This is a genomic window from Xanthomonas sp. NCPPB 3959 (assembly GCF_056675575.1).
In genome coordinates, this window is sequence record NZ_JBWWVR010000007.1 from 88,455 (window position 1) to 107,419 (window position 18,965).

The window sequence follows — 18,965 nt, forward strand, 5'->3', positions numbered from 1 at the left end:
ATGAGCAAGCGATTGACCTGGATACTGCTCGCGCTGGCGTTAGCCTGCGCGCCTGCCTTGGCCAAAAACCCCACGGCGTTGTTCTATCTGATGAACACGCAGAAATCGACCAACTCGTTCATCGCCAACGTCGACAAGATCGATGTGGTGGTGCCGACCTGGTACGGCGTGGATCAGAACGGCCTGGTCAACGGTACCCCCAACACCTACCTGTACGACATCGCCAAGCAGAACAAGCTGCGGGTGATGCCGATCCTGTCGATGACCACCGGCCGCGACGGCTTCCACAAGCTGATGCACGACGAGGCCGCCAAGAAGCGCATGATCGAATCGCTGCTGATCCACGGCAAGCAGCACAAGTACTACGGCTTTCAGTTCGATTTCGAAAACATCGCCTGGACCGACCGCGACGCCTACACGCTGATGGTCAAGCAGACCGCCGATGCGCTGCACAAGGCCGGTTTCAAGATGTCGGTGGCGGTGGTGCCGAATGCGCCGGGCCATGCCGAAGGCGGCCAGTTCTCCAAGTGGATGTGGGAATACTGGCGCGGTGCGTATGATCTCAAGGCGCTGGGCCAGGCCGCGGATCTGGTCAGCATCATGACCTACGACCAGCACACCCGCTGGACCACGCCGGGCCCGGTGGATGGCATGGTGTGGATGAAGAGGCATCTGGATTACGCCATCACCCAGGTGCCGAAAGAGAAGCTTTCGCTCGGCATCGCCACCTACGGCTACCGCTGGTACACCGGTAACCCGGTCAAGGAAGACGGCACCGAAGCGTCGAACATCGCGGCAACCTATATCGATGCCGACGAATCGTTCCCGCTGGCGATCGAACAGAACGCCACCGTGCAGTGGGATCCGGTCGAGCAGGAATCGTGGTTCTACTTCTATCGCGACGATATGCGCGAGTGGGTGTTCCGCCCGGACGCACGCAGCTTCAAGGCGCGCTACGACATGGTGAAGCAGTACGGTCTGGAAGGTTTCAGCTGCTGGGTGCTGGGCGCCGAAGACCCTAAGGTGTGGGACGAGTTGCCGAGCGCGCAGCGCTAAGAGCAGCCAACAAACCTACTGCGCTCACCGCCAGGCGGGCGCGGTTCGGTGCGCGGTTCGGTGCTTGAATCGGGACAGACACACGATTCCTGCATCGCCCGCGCTCGCGTTGCAGCTGCTGACGAGAGTGCATGCGCCTCTCCCAAACGCAGCACGCACCCTGCGCGCACCCCAACGAAGCGTGCGCCAGTCCCTGCGTCATCCGGCATGGCTTTGCTACTGTGCGTGGCTGCCGTGTTCTCGCCGCCACATCGGGATGTGATTGCATGAAGTCGAACTCCGCACCTGGCTTGCGCTTGTCGTTATCGCGCCTGCTGTCGCTGCGCAAGCCATCATTGAGCATGCGGTCACTGAGCATGCAGTCGTCGAGCCTGCTGTTATCGAAGAGGCAGTCGTCGCGCCTGCTTGCGCTGGCATTTGCTGCGATGGTGGTGGCTGGTTGCGGCCAACGCGATGCAGCGAGCACGCCGGCTGCGGCCAGTCCCGGCAGCGCCTCGACACTGCCTGCCACCAATGCACCGCTTCCCCTGATTCCCGCCCCGGCCGAAGCCAGGCGCGGCAGTGGCAGTTTTCGCGTCGGCACCGGCACGGTGATCTCGATTCCCACCGGCAACGCCGAAGTGCGCCGCAGCGCCGAGACGCTGGCCAGCCTGCTGCAACGCACGCGCGGCCTGACCCTGGAAGTGCGCACCGAAACCAGCGCCTCGCCGCACAGCATCCGCCTGGAGCGCACACCGCAGGCACCGGTGGCGCACAAGGAAGGCTATAGCCTGGACGTGGATGCCAAGGGCATCCGCATTGCCGCACGCGATGGTGCCGGCTTGTTCTATGGCGCGATCAGCGCCTGGCAACTGATGACACCGGACGCGCGCAAGGGCGAGGTCGAGGTGCCGTCGGTGGCGATCCGCGACTGGCCGCGTTTCAGCTGGCGTGGTCAGCATCTGGATGTGGCCCGCCATTTCCATGATGTGGCCACGGTCAAGCATGTGCTGGATGCAATGGCCGCGCACAAGCTCAATGTGCTGCATTGGCATCTCACCGACGACCAGGGCTGGCGCATCGAAATCAAGCGCTATCCCAAGCTCACCGAGGTTGGTGCATGGCGCACCCCACCCGGTGCCGGCCGGCACGGCACACCCGAGCGTTACGGCGGTTTCTATACGCAGGAACAGATCAGCGAGATCGTTGCCTATGCGGCGCGTCTGCACATCACCGTGCTGCCCGAGCTGGACATGCCCGGGCATGCGCAGGCCGCGGTGGCGGCGTATCCGGAAGAGGTGGGCGTGCCCGGCCAGCGCACGCAGGTCGGTGTGAACTGGGGCGTCAACCCGTATCTGTTCAACACCAGCGAGCGCAGCCTGAGCTTCATCACCAACGTGCTGGATGAAGTGCTGACGTTGTTCCCGTCGGCGTACATCCACATCGGTGGCGATGAGGCGGTCAAGGACCAATGGGAAGCCTCGCCTGCGGTGCGCGCGCAGATGCGCAAGCTCGGGGTCAAAGATGCGCACGCGATGCAGGGCTGGTTCAACGCGCAGCTGGCGCAGTACCTCACCCAGCACGGCCGGCGCATGATCGGCTGGGATGAAATTCTGGAAGGCGGCGTGCCGGCCAGTGCATCGGTGATGTCGTGGCGCGGCGTCGAAGGCGCGGTGGTGGCGGCAAAGCAAGGTCACGATGTGGTGCTTGCACCAGGTGACTGGCTGTATCTGGACAATCTGCAGACCACGCGCAGCGACGAGCCCAACGGCCGCCTGACGATTCTGCCGCTGTCGAAGGTCTACGCGTTCGACCCGGTACCAAAAGAACTCAGCGCCGAGCAGGCCACGCATGTCCTCGGTGCGCAGGGCGCGTTGTGGTCCGAATACATTCCATCGAGGTGGCATATCGATCACGCGCTGTTCCCACGCCTGTCTGCCGTTGCGGAAGTGACGTGGTCGCCGGTCGCTGCGCGCAACTGGAAGGGTTTTCTGGCGCGCCTGCCGGCGCAATTGCAGCGCTATAAGGCATTGGGCATCGACTATAGCGACGGTGCATTCGCTGCCGATATCGCGCTGGAATCCGGCCCCAACCCGGTGCTGGCCGGTGGCCCGGCCAAGGTGGCGCTCCGCACCCAGACTGGCGCGGGCACGCTGCACTACACCACCGACGGCAGCGATCCCACGCCGGCATCGCCGCGCTATGAGGCGCCGTTTACGATCCAGCTGCCGACCACGGTCAAGGCTACTGCCTTCGAATCCGATGGCACAGCGCTGGCCGCCACGCGCAGCCGCACGTTCGATCGTGCCGGGTTGTTGCGCGTGGATACGCAAGGCCTGCGCGATTGCGTCGAAACAGGGGCGCTCGGCCTGCGCTTGCCGCTGCTACCGGAAATGACCGCTGCCGATACGCCGGTCTACAACGTCGATCTGTTCCATGCCTGCCGCCTCTATCCGCACGCGCGCCTGGACGGCATCGGTGCGATCAGGGTCGAGGCCGCACGTCTGCCGAACAACTTCGGTCTGGCCCACGAGCAATCCAAGGTCGTGCAGTACCCGGCCAAATCGCGCGGCGGTGAGCTGGAAGTGCGACAAGGCTGCGAGGGCGAACTGCTGGCCAGCGTACGTCTGCCCCAGGGCGACAGCGTGGGCGAGCAGCTCACGCTGGAAACCCCATTGCCTGCACGCACCGGCGTCCATGATCTGTGTCTGCGTTTCACCGCACCGATTCGCGGCCCGTTGTATGCCATCGGCGCCGTCCAGTTGATTGAAACCACCGCGCAGGCGCCCCCCGCCGCCACGCGCTGATCCATCCAAGGAGAGTCATCCATGCCCCTGTCCCGTCATCGTTTCGTCCCCGCACCCGCCCGTCTCGGGCTTGCCCTGGCCTTCGCCATCTCGCAGGCCTGGGCCGCGCCGCCCACGGCAACGACCCTGGACACCGGCTGGCAGGTGCGGCTGGTGCCGGGTCAGGAACAGGCCAAGACCTATCCGAAAGCGGCGGCGTGGTTGCCGGCGCAGGTGCCGGGCGCGGTGCAGACCGATCTGATCGCCGCCAAGATCGTGCCGGACCCGTTTTACCGCGACAACGAAGGCAAGATCCAGTGGGCGGGCCTGAGCGATTGGCAGTACCAGACCCGCTTCAACGTCGATGCGGCCACGCTCAAACGCGAGCATGTCGAACTGGTGTTCGATGGCCTGGATACCTTTGCCGAGGTCACCCTCAATGGCAAGCCTCTGCTCAGCGCCGACAACATGTTCCGGCAGTGGCGGGTGGATGCGAAATCCCTGCTCAAGCGCGGCGACAACGTGCTCGAGGTCAAGCTGTTCTCGCCTATCAAAAAGATCCAGCCGTGGCTCGCCAAGCAGCCGTACGCGCTGCCGGGTGCCTACGATTCGGCATTCGGCGACGAGCCCGAGTCGCGGCATAGCTCCACCTACGTGCGCAAGGCGCCGTACAACTTCGGTTGGGACTGGGGCCCGCGCATGGTCAATGCCGGCATCTGGAAAGACGTGCGTGTGGAAGCCTGGGATGCCGTGCGCGTGGACGGGCTGCATATCGCCCAGCAACGTGTGGACGCCGACAGTGCGCAACTGCAGGCGCAGCTGGAACTGCAGGCCGGCCGTAGCGGGCCGGTGCAGGTGACGCTGGATGTGCTTGGGCCGGATGGGAAGAGTGTCGGCCAGTTCACCCAGCAGGCGGTGGTCGACCCGGGCCAGAACCGTATCGATCTGCCGGTGCGCATCGCCAAGCCCAAACGCTGGTTTCCGGCCGGCTACGGTGCGCAGGACCGCTACACCTTCGTGGCCAGCGTGCGCGATGCCGATGGCGACAGCCAGCAGATCAAGCGCATCACCGGCCTGCGTTCGGTGGAGTTGCGTCGCGAAAAGGACAAGTACGGCAAGAGCATGGAGATCGTGATAAACGGCATCCCGATCTTCGCCAAGGGCGCCAACCTGATTCCGCTGGATGCGTTCCCCGCGCGCGTGAGTCACGAGCGCATGCGCAGCACGTTGCAGGATGCGCGCGACGCCAACATGAACATGCTGCGCATGTGGGGCGGCGGGCATTACCAGGACGACCATTTCTACGAGGTGGCCGACGAGCTGGGCATCATGATCTGGCAGGACTTCATGTTCGGTGGCGCGGTGCCGCCGTACGACGTGGAGTTCCGCGAGAACACCCGGCAGGAGGCGATCGAACAGGTCAAACGGCTGCGCGACCATCCCAGTATTGTTCTCTGGTGCGGCAACAACGAAGTGCAGACCGGTTGGGAAAACTGGGGCGACAGGGTCAAGTTCAAGCAGTCGGTGGATCCGGAAGAACGCACCCGCATCGAGCGCGGTATGACCACCTTGTTCGGCACGGTGTTCCGCGAAGTGGTGGCCACCTACGATAGCGACGTGCCGTACTGGTCCACCTCGCCGGGCACCAATTTCGACGGTGCCGCCGATCAGGCCAACGACGGCGACATGCACTACTGGAAGGTCTGGGGCGGCCCTGCGCTGCCGGTCACAGAATATCTCAACGTCACCCCGCGCTTCATGTCCGAATACGGACTGCAGTCGTTCCCGGATATGCGCACCGTGCGCGCGTTCGCCGAACCCGGCGACATGGATCCGGAATCGCCGGTGATGCGCGTGCATCAGAAGTTCGACAAGGGCAACGGCAACAAGCGCCTGATGCTGTACATCCGCCGCGAATTCGGCGAGCCCAAGGACTTCGAGAGCTTCGTCTACCTGAGCCAGCTGATGCAGGCCGAGGGCATCAACCTGGCCGCCTCGCATCTGCGCGCCTCGCGCCCGCAGTCGATGGGCTCGTTGTACTGGCAGCTCAACGATGTGTGGCCGGGTGCCTCGTGGTCCAGCGTGGATTATTATGGCCGCTGGAAGGCGCTGCACTACCACGCCCGCCGCTTCTACGCGCCGGAACTGATCGCCGCACTGCGTAACGACAAGGGCCAGACCGAGGTGTCACTGGTGTCCGACCGCACCACCCCGCTGGCCGCACGCTGGCGCATGCGCGTCATGAGCATGGATGGCAAGCTGCTGAGCAAGCGCGAAGAAAAGACCACGGTCAAGCCGCTGAGCAGCCTGCAGGTGGGCAACTTCAGCGACAAGCAATTGCTCGGCAGCGCCGATCCTAAGCGCAGCTATGCGGTGTTCGAATTGTTGGACGGCGAGACGCTGTTGTCGCGCGAAGTGGTGTTCTTCGCACCCGCCAAACAAGTGGCCTTGCCGAGCGCGAAGATCGACAGCCAGTGGCGCGCCGATGGCGATGGCTATGCGCTGACGCTGTCCAGCCCCACGCTGGCGCGCGAGGTGTGGCTGTCGTTCGGCGATGTGGATGCCACGCTGTCGGACAACGCCTTCGACCTATTGCCGGGCGAGCCGTTGACCGTGCACGTGAGCAGCAAAGCTGCGCTGGCGCAGTTGCAGTCCACGCTGCAGGTGCGCGACCTTGCGAGCACGCTGGCCGGTGCACCGCCGGAGGCGGCCGAGACGAAGTAAGGCGCCGGAAAAGGCGTCGGCTGATTGCGCAGCGCTCGCACAAGGGCGCTGCGCGATCAGCGAAGACGGCGGTTTGCGCAACGCAGCGAGCGGTCGTCAGGTGGATGCGGGCGACGCGCTCAGAACCGGAGTCTACGAGTGGTACATGCCGGTTCCGAGCACCGACCGCATCCGCCTGGCGGTGAGCGCAGCGGTTTTGTTATCCGCTCTTAGTGTCACTAACCGCTGCCCGCAGTGTCACTGCGGGCAACCCAAGAACAACGCGTGGCGGCCAGTGCCGTTGCGCAGGAGTGAGCAGATGTCGTTGTCAGTGTTTCCATGCCGCCTGGCGGTCGCGCTGAGTCTGGGCCTGCCGCTGATCGGCGTGCCTGCATTCGCCGCAAAGTCCACAAATGAAGCGCCGGAGCAACGCGCCGCCGCTTTGGTGGCGCAGATGAGCCGAGAGGAAAAAGTCGCGCAGGCGATGAACGATGCACCGGCGATTCCACGCCTGGGCATCCCCGCCTACGAATGGTGGAGCGAGGGCCTGCACGGCATTGCGCGTAATGGCTACGCCACGGTGTTTCCGCAGGCGATCGGCCTGGCCGCCAGCTGGAATACGCAGCTGATGCAACAGGTAGGCACGGTGGTCTCCACCGAGGCGCGCGCCAAGTTCAATCAGGCCGGCGGCCCGGGCAAGGACCACAAGCGTTATGCGGGCCTGACCATCTGGTCGCCCAACATCAACATCTTCCGCGACCCGCGTTGGGGCCGCGGCATGGAAACCTATGGCGAGGATCCCTTCCTCACCGGGCAGCTCGCAGTCGGCTTCATTCGCGGGCTGCAGGGCGACAATCTCGATCACCCGCGCACCATCGCTACGCCCAAGCACATCGCCGTGCACAGCGGGCCGGAACCGGGCCGGCACAGCTTTGATGTGGATGTGTCGCCGCGCGATGTGGAAGCGACCTATACACCCGCCTTCCGCGCTGCATTGATCGACGGCCAGGCCGGCTCGGTGATGTGTGCGTACAACTCGCTGCACGGCACACCGGCCTGCGCGGCCGATTGGTTGCTCAACGGCCGCGTGCGTGGCGATTGGGGCTTCAAGGGCTTTGTGGTGTCCGACTGCGATGCGGTGGACGACATGACCCAGTTCCATTACTTCCGCCCCGACAACGCCGGCTCGTCGGCTGCATCGCTCAAGGCAGGTCACGATCTCAATTGCGGGCATGCCTATCGCGAACTCGGCACGGCGATCGAACGCGGCGAAGTGGACGAAGCCTTGCTCGACCAATCGCTGGTGCGCCTGTTTGCCGCGCGCTATCGCCTGGGCGAACTGGAAGCGCCGCGCAAGGATCCGTATGCAAAGCTCGGCGCCAAGGACATCGACAACGCCACCAACCGTGCGCTGGCGCTGAAAGCGGCCGCCGAATCGATCGTGTTGCTCAAGAACGACGCCAACACCCTGCCGTTGAAAGCCGGCGCGCGGCTGGCGGTGATCGGCCCGAATGCCGATGCGTTGGCGGCATTGGAAGCAAATTATCAAGGCACCTCGTCCACGCCGGTCACCCCGTTGCTCGGCCTGCGCCAGCGCTTCGGCGTGCAGCAGGTGAGTTACGCACAAGGTGCACCGCTGGCGGCGGGCGTGCCCGGCATGATTCCGGAAACCGCGCTGCGCAGCGATGACAAGCCGGGATTGCGTGGCGAGTATTTCGACAATGTGGACATGGAAGGTGCGGCGCGCGTAGTGCGACAGGACCGCGCCATCAGCTTCAACTGGGACCAGGTCAGCCCGGCCAAGGGCGTGCCGGCCGATCGTTACGCAGTGCGCTGGAGCGGCGAGTTGCTGCCGCCGAGCGCTGGCGACTACACCTTGGCGGTACGGGTGGCGCGCTGTTTCGACTGCGCCGGCCACGATCCGGTGCGCCTGTACATCGACGACAAGCTGGTGGTCGCCGGCAACGCCGAAGACAAGCACGTGCCGGCCGGCATGCATAACGCCGATGGCCGCAGCGTGGAAACCGTGCTGCATTTCGAAGACACCCGCCCGCGCAAGATCCGGCTGGAAATGGAACACCGCGGCCAGGATCAGGGCGTGCGCCTGGAGTGGCTGGCACCGGCGGCCGCGCAGTTGGCCGAGGCCGAACAGGCGGTGGCGCAGGCCGATGCGGTGGTGGCCTTCGTCGGCCTGTCGCCGGATGTGGAAGGCGAAGAATTGCGTATCGACGTGCCCGGCTTCGACGGCGGCGACCGCAACGACATCGCCCTGCCCGCGCCGCAACAGGCGCTGCTCGAGCGCGCCAAGGCCTCCGGCAAGCCGCTGGTGGTGGTGCTGATGAGCGGCAGCGCGGTGGCCTTGAACTGGACCAAGACGCATGCCGACGCGATCGTGGCGGCGTGGTACCCGGGGCAATCCGGCGGCACCGCCATTGCGCGCATGCTGGCCGGCGACGATAACCCCGGCGGGCGCTTGCCGGTGACGTTCTATCGCTCCACCAAGGACCTGCCGCCGTACGTCAGCTACGACATGAAGGGCCGCACCTATCGCTACTTCAAGGGCGAGCCGCTGTTTCCGTTCGGCTACGGCTTGAGTTACACCAGCTTTGCCTACGGCGCGCCGCAGCTCTCCACCACAACGCTGCAAGCCGGCAGCACCTTGCAGGTGACCACCACCGTGCGCAACACCGGCACGCGCGCCGGCGATGAAGTGGCGCAGGTGTATCTGCAGTATCCGGATCGCCCGCAATCTCCCTTGCGCAGCCTGGTCGGCTTTCAACGCGTGCATCTAAAACCAGGTGAGCAGCGCACGCTCACCTTCACCCTGGATGCGCGCGCCCTGAGCGATGTGGATCGCACGGGACAGCGTGCGGTGGAAGCCGGCGATTACACGCTGTTTGTCGGTGGTGGCCAGCCGGGGACCGGCGCGGTTGGTGAAGCGGCGGCGTTTTCGATTTCGGGCCGTTCGCCGTTGCCGAAGTAAGAAGTTCGACTGCAGCACATCAACAGGCGTCGGCTGTCATGGCTGGCGCCTGTTGCGTTACACACGCGTGTTGCGGTGCATCGCAAAACGCTGGTATTGCGCCTGCGCGCTGTCGAATTGGTGATCTATCCGCAGGCAATACGATGATCTCCGCACACACTTCACACCTGCTTGACAGACGCGAAAACGAGGTCTATCACTGACCGCAGTCAGCAACACGCGCCATCGGCGATGCGCTCGACGTACCTTGATGGCAACAGCGTTTCCACGCAGCACCTGCACTGGGAGATGGTTGGATGCAGCATCGTCGTATCGACCAGCGCTTGCGTGTTGCAGCTCTTGCAGTGCATCGCACTCACGCATGCCACGCTGCCGTCACGCTGGTGCAGCCGTCATGACCAAGCATTACAAATTGAGCGCGATGCGCTCGCGCTCCAAGTGCATCGCTGGGTACTCCCCGCCTCGCCACTGACGCCTGCATAGCTGTCCAAGCTGGCAGACGCTCCGGCGCCAATCCCGTTCGGCAACTCGCACACGCGTTGATCGCGTGCTGTGCAATGCCGTGCGCGCATACAGCCGTGCAGACCGTCTGCCCTAGAGCAAGGCATCGGAGGGCGTTGCCGTCGGCAACGTTGCCCAGCATCTGGCGAGGTGGCACGTGGAAAAGCGTGAGCGTACGAACGGCAAGCAATGGATCGTGGCAATCCTGACCGTGACCGGCATGGCCTCGGCCGCGGCCGCAATGGCCGGCACCGTGGAGGGAGACCTGAAAGAAAGCAGTAGCGGCAAACCCGCAGCCAATGCGAAGGTGCGCATCGTCGGTACCGCCTACAGCGCGGTCGCCGATGCGCGCGGGCACTTCGTCATCCGCGATGTGCCTGCCGGGCAGTACGCACTGAATCTGGACTACCCAGGCTTCAGCGCAGCCGAAACCAGCGTGCAGGTCGGCGACAGCGGCACCGCCTCGGTGGCCATCGCGTTGGAGGAGGTCAAGCAACTCAAGGCAGTCAGCGTGGTGAGCAATCGCTACGACGCCAGCGACCTGAAGATCAACGCTGCCAACACGGTGGACGTGCTGTCGGCCAACGACCTGCAACGCACCGCCGTGCACAACGTGGCCGAAGCGCTGGGCCTGATCGCCGGCATCAACATCACCAGCACCGGCTCGGGGTACTTCGGCGGTATCGACGGCGCAGCGCGGGGCGAAGGCATGTTTGCCTCGGTGCGCGGGCTGCCGTCCGAATACAACGTCAACATGATCGACGGCGTCACCGTGGCGCAAGGCATGCCGTACAGCCGCAGCGTGCAGCTCAGCCTGTTGCCGCCAAGCGGCCTGCAGACCATCGTCGCCAACAAGACCTCCACTGCCGACATGGACGGCGATGCGATCGGCGGCACGCTGGATTTCCGCACGCCCACCGCCTACGACTACAAGGACACCACCAGCGGCAGCATCACCGGCAGCGGCCGGGTGGAAAGCCGTGCGCGCGATTACGGCGGCGACGGCCTGGGCGGCGGCTTCGGCGGCGAGTTCCAGCACAAGTTCGGCGATGCGCAACAGTTTGGCGTGTATGCCAGCGCGTATTACGACTACCGCACCACAACCAACAGCGAAGTGGCCCCCGCCACCAGCGCGCTCAACGACGGCTCGTGGGAATATTTGAACACCGATGCCGATGGCCGCAACGCCGCCGGTTTCGATCCGCAGCACAACCTCACCAGTACCGGCATGAATGTGGGCATCGCCGCCGGTTGGGAGCGCCGCTACGGCGGCAATGCCTCGTTCGACTGGTATGTGGACGACAGCCTGTCGCTGTACGCGCGCATGACCTACGCCTATGCCAAGACCGAGCAAGGCACCACCTTCGTACAGTTGCTGCCGCAGGATGTGAGCTACGTGCCGACCGGTACGCCGGGCGTGTTTACACCGAACATCGGCCGCATCGCTTCACGCTTCTGGTACGAGACCAACCCGGAAATCGCCGACCTGGCCACCTTCCAGATCGGCGCAAAAAAGACCGCAGGCGGTTGGACCTTCATGCCTAACCTGTTCTACAGCTTCGGTAACAACGACCGTCCCGACCATGTGGAAATCGACGGGCGCGAAGACAAGTTCACCCAGGACAACTACGCCTATTCCGGTAACAGCTTCGTGCGCTATGGCGGCGGTGCATTCCCGTATCCGCAGCTCACGCCCGCACTGCTGTCGCAGGTCAACAACATCCCGGCGTTGTTTGCCAGCAGCTATGGCGAGCAGACCAAGATCTACTCCGGCCAGAAAAAAGGCGGTGCGCGTTTCGACACCCGCTACGACTTCGAAGATGGCGCGCTGCGGTCAGTGCAGTTCGGGGTGAAGTACAGCAAGAGCAGCCGCCGCTACACCAATCGCGACTGGTATACCGGCGGCGTGGACGGCAACACCACGCTGGGCGATCTGGGCATCTTCACCGGCACCTATGCGTCGATCTTTCCCGGCAAGTACAACTGGAACACGCCGCGCGTAAGCGAAGCCGCAGTGGCCGGCGTGATCGCCCAACACCTCACCGACGACGATCTTGATACCTGCGGTAGCACGTTCTACGTCAACAACTACAACTGCAACACCATGCGCGGCACCGAGGCCGTCAGCGCGGCCTATGCCACTGCCACCTTCACCATGGGCAACCTGGATATCGTGCCCGGCGTGCGCTTCGAGCACACTGCCATCGACAACACCTTTTGGGTGAGTCCGGTGGATGCAGACGGCAACGAGATCGTCGGCTACTTCGATCACAACAGCACCTCGTATAACGAACCGCTTCCCAGCGTGTTCCTGACCTGGCGGCCGGATCTGCGCACCGCGTATCGCGCCTCGCTGTGGACCAGCTACACCCGGCCGGCCTTCGTGCAACTGGGCGGCGGCAGCCAGATCGACATCTCCAACGGCGTTACCACGATCACGCAAGGCAACCCCGATCTGAAGCCGATCGAATCCACCAACCTGGATCTGTCCGGTGAGTGGTCCACCGAGCGCGGCGGCTTCTTTTCGCTGGCCGGCTTCTACAAGCAGTTGCGCAACTACATCTACGATGCCGGCTCGGCCCAGGCCAACGGCAACACTACCGGCAGCGGCACGGTGCTGTACCACATGCCCACCAATGGCGGCGACGGCAAGATCTACGGTGTGGAACTCAGCGCGCGGCAGAAATTTCAGGATCTGCCCGCGCCCTTCGACGGCCTCGGCGTGAGCGCCAACGCCACCCGCCAGCATGCGCGCGCAGACCTGGGGCTGGATGGCTTCGACAATGAGCACATGCAATCGGCGCCGTCTGCGATGGCCAACCTGGAGTTGTTCTACGAGCACAACGGCTTCTCGTTGAACCTGAGCTACCACTTCAGCAGCTCGTACCTGCTGGGCTACGACTTCCTGCATGAAGGCGCACCGTGGAACGACCTGTGGGCGCGCCCGACTCGGCGCGTCGACCTGCACACCGGCTACCGCTTCGACAACGGCGTGAGCATGGATCTGTCGATCTCCAACCTGACCAAGGAATACAGCTACTGGGCGCATGTGGGCCGCAACAATCTGGCGATCTCCGACATCGTCGATGCCGGCAGTACTGCGTTGTTCACGGTCAAGTACGCGTTCTAGCAGCAGGCCGCACTGCGCACTGCAGTGCAGTTCGACAGTTGCTCACCCTGGTTGGAGAGACGATGAAACGCAGAAGCCTGTGTACGTTCGGCCTGCTCGCACCGTTCGGTCTGGCGGCCGCGCCGGCGGTGCTGTCGTCGCTGCATGCGCCGCTGCCGGATGGCCGCCCGCACGCATTCGGATTCGAGCATGGTCAGTTCGTGCTGGATCAGCAGCCGTGGCAACTCCGTAGCGGCGAAATGCATCCGCTGCGCATTGCCCGTGCGGACTGGCTGCAGCGCATCCGCATGGCCAAGGCAATGGGCTTGAACACCATCGCGCTGTACCTGATGTGGAATGCCTACGAACGCGAGCCGGGGCAGTTCGATTTCGACACCGGCGAAGGCGATTTCGTTGCCTTCATCCGGCTGTGCCGGCAGGAAGGGCTTTGGGTGTATCTGCGGCCCGGCCCGTATGTGTGTGCCGAGTGGACGCTGGGCGGGCTGCCGCCGTATCTGTTGCGCGAGCCGGGCATGCGCCTGCGCGATGCCAGCGATGCGCGCTACATGGCAGCAGTAAAGCGATATATCGCCGCGGTGGCGCCACGCATCGCACCGCTGATGGCCAGTGCCGGCGGACCGGTGTTGATGCTGCAGATCGAGAACGAATACAGCATGCAGGGCAGCGATGTGGGCTATCTGCAGGCGCTGGCCGCACTGTGGCGTACGCACGGTATCTATGGTCCGTTCTCATTGGCCGAAGGCATGAAGGATCTGCGCCGGCGCAAGGCCTATCTGCCCGACGCCGCGCTGGGACTGGATGGCGCCGATCTGGCTGAACTGCAGGAAGCAAAACAGATCGCAGGCGATGCACCGGTGTGGGTGGCCGAAGGTTATCCCGGTTGGCTGACACACTGGGGCGAAGACGCGTTCGCGCAGCGCGATTACGCGCCGATGCTGCAACAGCTGATGGCCGTCGGTTACTCGTTCAATCTCTACGTGGTGCACGGCGGCAGCAATTTCGGTTTGAGCGCCGGTGCCAATGCCGAAGACGACGGCTCTCACTTCCAGCCCGCACTGACCAGCTACGACTACAGCGCACCGATCGACGAAGGCGGACGCGCCACGCCTGCGTACATGGCGCTGCGCAAGATCATCGCCCAGCACAGCAGCACTGCGCTGCCAGCGATCCCGGACGCACCAGCGCGCACGCGCTTTGCATCGGTCCTTGCACGCCCGGTCGCCGCACTCTGGGATAACTTGAGTGTCGGCCCCGTACACACCGAGCGGCCCACCGACAACCAGACCCTGCTCAAGCAGAACCTGGGGCTGGTGGTGTACCGGCGCCGCATCGCGGCCGGCACGCAGCTGGATCTTGGCAAGGTGCACGACTACGCGACGGTGCACCTCAATGGTGACGAAATCGGGCATGTCTCGCGCGTGCAACATGCGCGCCTCAACAGCACGCCAAAGCTGCCACTTCCAAGCGCTGCATCCAATGAGCGGACGCTGGAGGTGCTGGTCGACACCTTCGGGCATATCAATTTCGGCCCGGCCCTGGGCGATGCCAAGGGATTGCTCGGCCCGGTGCGGCTCGATGGCAAGGAGCTGCGCGACTGGCAGGTACATGGCTTGCCGCTGGATGGCGACAACGCACCCACGCTACGCCCGCTGCAGGCACCACCCACACGGCCCGGCCTGTTCTTCGCGGCCGACATCGCGCTGGAAACAGTCGGCGACATCTACATCGACATGAGCCAGTGGCGCAAAGGCTATCTGTGGGTCAACGGACGCCTGCTCGGGCGTTACTGGGAGATCGGCCCGCAGCAGTGTCTGTTCTGCCCGAGCGCGTGGCTGAAGCAAGGCAACAACGCAGTGCTGGTGCTGGATCTGCATCAGCGGCAACCCACCGCGATTCACTGCGCAGACGGGCTGACATCGACACGCATTGCCACCAACGCAGCGGCAGTCGCACATGCAGAGCGCCACGCATGCTGACCGCACCCACCATGTTGTCTGCGAATCCACAGGCATCGGCACCACCGCGCACGCTCGGTTTCTGGAGTGCGCTGTCGGCCAACCTGCTCAACATGATCGGCATCGGGCCGTTCATCACAATCCCGCTGGCGTTGTCGGCACTGGCCGGGCCGATGGTGTTGGCGGGGTGGGTCGCCGGCGCGCTGCTGTGTCTGTGCGATGGCCTGGTGTGGGCCGAACTGGGCGCGGCAATTCCGCGCTCGGGCGGGCCGTATCACTATCTGCGCGAGGCCTACGGCCGCGAACGTTGGGGGCGCTTGTTCGGCTTTCTGTATCTGTGGCAGACCCTGCTGACCGCACCGCTGTCAGTGGGTTCTGCGGCGGTGGGCTGCGTGCAATACCTGGCGTTCCTGATGCCGGGGCTGGGCCATACCCAGCTCACCGCGATCGCGATGGCGCTGTGCGCGTTCAACACGCTGCTGCTGTATCGCAAGGTGCGCTCGGTGCAAGTGCTGTCGCTGCTGGTCAGTGCGGTGGTGATCGGCGCCTGCGTGTGGATCATTCTCAGCGGCGTGCTGCATTTCGATTTCGGCATTGCATCGGCGTTCTTGCACGCGCGCCCCGCGTCGCCGCATGGATTCTGGTTGGGCTTCGGTGCGGTGGCGTTGATCGCGGTCTACGACTACGGCGGCTACAACAACGTGTGCATGCTGGGTGGGGAAATCCGCAAGCCGCGGCGCACGATTCCACGCGCGGTGCTGATCTCGATCCCGATCGTGGCGCTGCTGTATCTGGGCCTCAACATCACCTTGCTCGGTGTACTGCCCTGGCAGCAGGCAGCGCAATCCAAAGCGGTGATGGCCGACTTCATGCAGGCCATCTACGGGCCCATCGGCAGCACCGTGGCGGTGGCGCTGATCGTCGTCGCCAGTTGGGGCTCGGCGCTGGTGGTGCAGTTGGGTTATTCGCGGGTGCCGTATGCAGCCGCGGCGGCCGGGCAGTTCTTCGGCGTGTTTGCAAGGCTGCATCCGCGCGGCGGGTTTCCCACCGTGTCGCTGCTGTTCGTCGGTGCGACCTCGGCGCTGGCCTGTCTGCTGTCGCTGGACGATCTGATCGCCACCTTGATGATCATCCAGATCCTGTTCCAGTTTCTGGCGCAATGCCTGGCGGTGGTGCTGTTACGCCGCAAGCGACGTCGGCGGGCCTTTGCGATGCCGCTGTATCCGTGGCCGCTGTTGATCAGCGTGTTCGGCTGGCTGTATCTGCTGGCGACCAGCCCGGGGCGACGCCTGCTCGCCGCCGTGGTGGCACTGTGCGTGGGCAGCGCCTTGTATCTGATCCAGGCACGGAGGCAGCGCGCATGGCCGTTCCAGCTGCAATGAACACAATGAACACCGCGCAACTCGTGGTGGTCGGCGAAGTCTATCTGGACCATATCTTCAGCGGCTTCGAACGCTGGCCGGCACCGGGCGAAGAAGCGCTTGCCCGCCATTACAAGCGAGAACTGGGCGGCGGCACCATCATCACCGCCTGCGCGTTGGCGCAGCTGGGTTGCAATGTGCGCGTGATCGGCGCGATCGGTGCGCAGGACCGCGGGTTGTTCGAACAGCGTTTGGGCGAGTTCGGTGTCTCGGCCGATGGTTTGATCGACTCGACTGCCGGCACTGGCGTGACCACCAGCGTGTCGCTGCATGATGATCGTTCGTTCTTCACCTATATCGGCGCCAACGCCGAGTTGAGCGCGTTGCTGCTGCGCGAGGACTGCATCGCCGCGATGTCGGCGGCCACGCATGTGCACTTTGCGATGCCGTTGCCGGCCGCATTGGCAGCCACGTTATTGCCGCTGTTGGCACGTGCCGGCTGCACCACCTCGCTGGACGTCGGCTTCAGCTCGGCATGGCTCACCGATCCGGCTAACCACGCCACCTGCCGTGCGGTGACCTGGTTCCTGCCCAACCAGAAAGAAGCCGCGCTGATGGGCTGCGGCGACGGCACCGATGCGTGCCTGGCCTGGGCACGCGCGCTCGGCCTGCGCCAGACGGTGATCAAGCTCGGCGCCGCCGGCGCGATGGTCGTCGATGACGCAGGCGCGCGCCTGATCGCCGCCCCCGCCGTGCAGGTGCGCGACACCACCGGCGCCGGCGACGCCTTCGATGCCGGCTTCATCGCCGCGTACATGCACGGCCAGCCGCTGGATGCCTGCGCGCAACAAGGCTGCCGTAGCGGCGCGGCGTGCTGCAGCGCGCTCGGCGCGCTGGACGGTCTCTTCCAACTCTCTCCCCCCACACACGAGGACGTTCCATGAGCAGTTCTGTCGACAATCGCAAACTGACCCTGATCGGCGGCGGCGGCGTGCGCACACCGTTGGTGGTGTACGGCGTCAACGAAGCCGCCGAAGCGCTGGGCGCGCGCGAGATCGTGCTGTACGACCCCGACCAGGAGCGCCTGGCGCTGATGGTGGCGATGGGCCGCGCCATCGTCGCCGAGTCCGGTGGCGCGCTGCAGGTGCACGCCGCGCCATCGCTGGAAGCGGCGATCGAAGGCGCGCATTTCGTGCTCAACAGTATCCGCGTCGGCGGCATCGCCCAGCGCGCCTCCGACGAGAAAACCATCATCGGCCACGGTTATTCCGGCCAGGAAACCACCGGCCCCGGCGGCGTGGCCAAGGCGCTGCGCACGGTGCCGGTGGCGATCGAACAGGCGCGCATGATCGAGCGCCTGAGTCCGGACGCCTGGCTGGTCAGCTTCACCAATCCGGCCGGGCTGATCACACAGGCCATCAGCGCCCACACCCGCGCACGCGTGGTCGGCATCTGCGACACGCCGGTGGAGCTGTTCCACAACATCGCGCGCGCACTCGGCGAGCCGGCCGCCGATGTGGAATGCGAGTACGTCGGCCTCAACCACCTGGGCTGGATCCGCGCGGTGCGCCTGCGCGGGGTAGACATCATCGACCGCGTGCTGGCCGACGACGCCATCCTGCGTCAGCTCTATCTGGCGCCGTTGTTCGACTTCGACATGCTGCGTGCGCTGCGCTTGATCCCCACCGAGTACCTGTATTTCTTTTACGAACGCCGCCGCGCCCTGGACAACCAGCGCGCCAGCGGCGCCAGCCGCGGTGGCGAGATCGAACGGCTCAACCGCAGCCTGATCGGCGACCTGCGCAGCCGCCTGGACGCCGGCGACACCACCGGTGCGGTGCAGACCTATGCGGCCTATCTGGCGCAGCGCTCCGGCTCGTACATGAAGCTGGAGGCCGAGGCCGGCTCGGCGTTCGCGCCCGACCTGGCGCCGCAGCCGGACCCGTTCCGCGCCAGCACCGGCTATCACCGCATCGCGGTGGACGTGATGAGCGCGCTGACCGGCGCCCGCCCCAGCCGGCACGTGGTCAACGTGCGCAACCGGGGCGCGATGGCCGAGCTGGCCGACGACGACATCGTGGAAATCGCCGCCGACATCGATCGCGACCGCATCGTGCCGATCCCGGCCGCACCGCTGCCCAGCGCGGTTCAGGGCCTGGTGCGCTCGTTCAAGGCCTACGAACATGCCGCGATCGAGGCAGCGCTCAGCGGCAGCCATCTGGACGCCTGCAAGGCGATGCTGATCCACCCGGCGATCGGCGAGTGGAGCCCGTCGCGACGCATGCTGGATGAGCTGTTCGGGCATGAGCACGACGATGGCCACTGCGCGGGGCCGGCGCATTGGCGTGCGCATGCGGCTGGTTGATGGGGAGCCGTGTCGGCTGTTGGCCGCAACCCACGCATACGGCGCCGAATTGTGCGAACGCACTATGCACATTCGGCGCACACGTTGTATGGTCATCGGGAATTGGTCCTGCATAGGTCTCATCGTCGGTCCGGCGCGCAACGCCG

At 64.9% G+C, this 18,965-nt stretch carries 9 protein-coding genes and 1 other RNA gene; 9 read left to right on the top strand and 1 reads right to left on the bottom strand.

Annotation, left to right across the window (positions count from 1 at the left end; genetic code table 11):
- The 3 genes from AC1KVG_RS10055 (at nt 1) to AC1KVG_RS10065 (ending at nt 6,545) form a co-directional block, all read left to right on the top strand.
- Nucleotides 1–1,056: a glycosyl hydrolase family 18 protein gene (locus AC1KVG_RS10055; protein ID WP_481094304.1), complete on the top strand. Its 1,056-nt coding sequence runs from the start codon at nt 1–3 to the stop codon at nt 1,054–1,056.
- 341 nt (nt 1,057–1,397) lie between these two features.
- Nucleotides 1,398–3,842 carry a family 20 glycosylhydrolase gene (locus AC1KVG_RS10060; RefSeq protein WP_481094386.1) on the top strand — a complete coding sequence of 815 codons (2,445 nt, stop codon included), beginning with the start codon at nt 1,398–1,400 and terminating at the stop codon, nt 3,840–3,842.
- Nucleotides 3,843–3,863: 21 nt separating this feature from the next.
- A complete protein-coding gene (locus AC1KVG_RS10065; RefSeq protein WP_481094305.1) occupies nt 3,864–6,545 on the top strand; it encodes a beta-mannosidase in 2,682 nt (893 codons plus the stop codon).
- A 70-nt stretch (nt 6,546–6,615) separates the two neighbouring features.
- Here the strand turns inward: AC1KVG_RS10065 and AC1KVG_RS10070 are convergent.
- A non-coding RNA gene (locus AC1KVG_RS10070) (sX9 sRNA) lies at nt 6,616–6,692 on the bottom strand.
- Between the two features lie 151 nt (nt 6,693–6,843).
- On the opposite strand from AC1KVG_RS10070, the gene AC1KVG_RS10075 reads away from it, so the two are divergent.
- The 6 genes from AC1KVG_RS10075 to AC1KVG_RS10100 all read left to right on the top strand — a co-directional run bounded on the left by AC1KVG_RS10075 (nt 6,844) and on the right by AC1KVG_RS10100 (nt 18,819).
- Nucleotides 6,844–9,507, top strand: coding sequence for a glycoside hydrolase family 3 C-terminal domain-containing protein (locus AC1KVG_RS10075; RefSeq protein WP_481094306.1), 2,664 nt, complete (start codon nt 6,844–6,846; stop codon nt 9,505–9,507).
- Nucleotides 9,508–10,249: 742 nt separating this feature from the next.
- On the top strand, nt 10,250–13,138 hold the full coding sequence (locus tag AC1KVG_RS10080; protein WP_481094387.1) for a TonB-dependent receptor: 2,889 nt from the start codon (nt 10,250–10,252) through the stop codon (nt 13,136–13,138).
- Between the two features lie 62 nt (nt 13,139–13,200).
- A complete protein-coding gene (locus AC1KVG_RS10085) occupies nt 13,201–15,114 on the top strand; it encodes a beta-galactosidase (RefSeq protein ID WP_481094307.1) in 1,914 nt (637 codons plus the stop codon).
- The gene (locus AC1KVG_RS10090) at nt 15,108–16,475 is read left to right on the top strand and encodes an APC family permease (RefSeq protein WP_481094308.1); all 1,368 of its coding nucleotides are present in this window, start codon (nt 15,108–15,110) and stop codon (nt 16,473–16,475) included. The genes AC1KVG_RS10085 and AC1KVG_RS10090 overlap by 7 nt, the downstream gene beginning before the upstream one ends.
- Nucleotides 16,476–16,480: 5 nt before the next feature.
- Complete coding sequence (locus tag AC1KVG_RS10095; protein WP_481094388.1) at nt 16,481–17,398, top strand: carbohydrate kinase family protein; 918 nt, start codon at nt 16,481–16,483, stop codon at nt 17,396–17,398.
- Nucleotides 17,395–18,819: a 6-phospho-beta-glucosidase gene (locus AC1KVG_RS10100; protein WP_481094309.1), complete on the top strand. Its 1,425-nt coding sequence runs from the start codon at nt 17,395–17,397 to the stop codon at nt 18,817–18,819. Before AC1KVG_RS10095 ends, AC1KVG_RS10100 begins: the two co-directional genes overlap by 4 nt.
- Nucleotides 18,820–18,965: the final 146 nt, after the last annotated feature.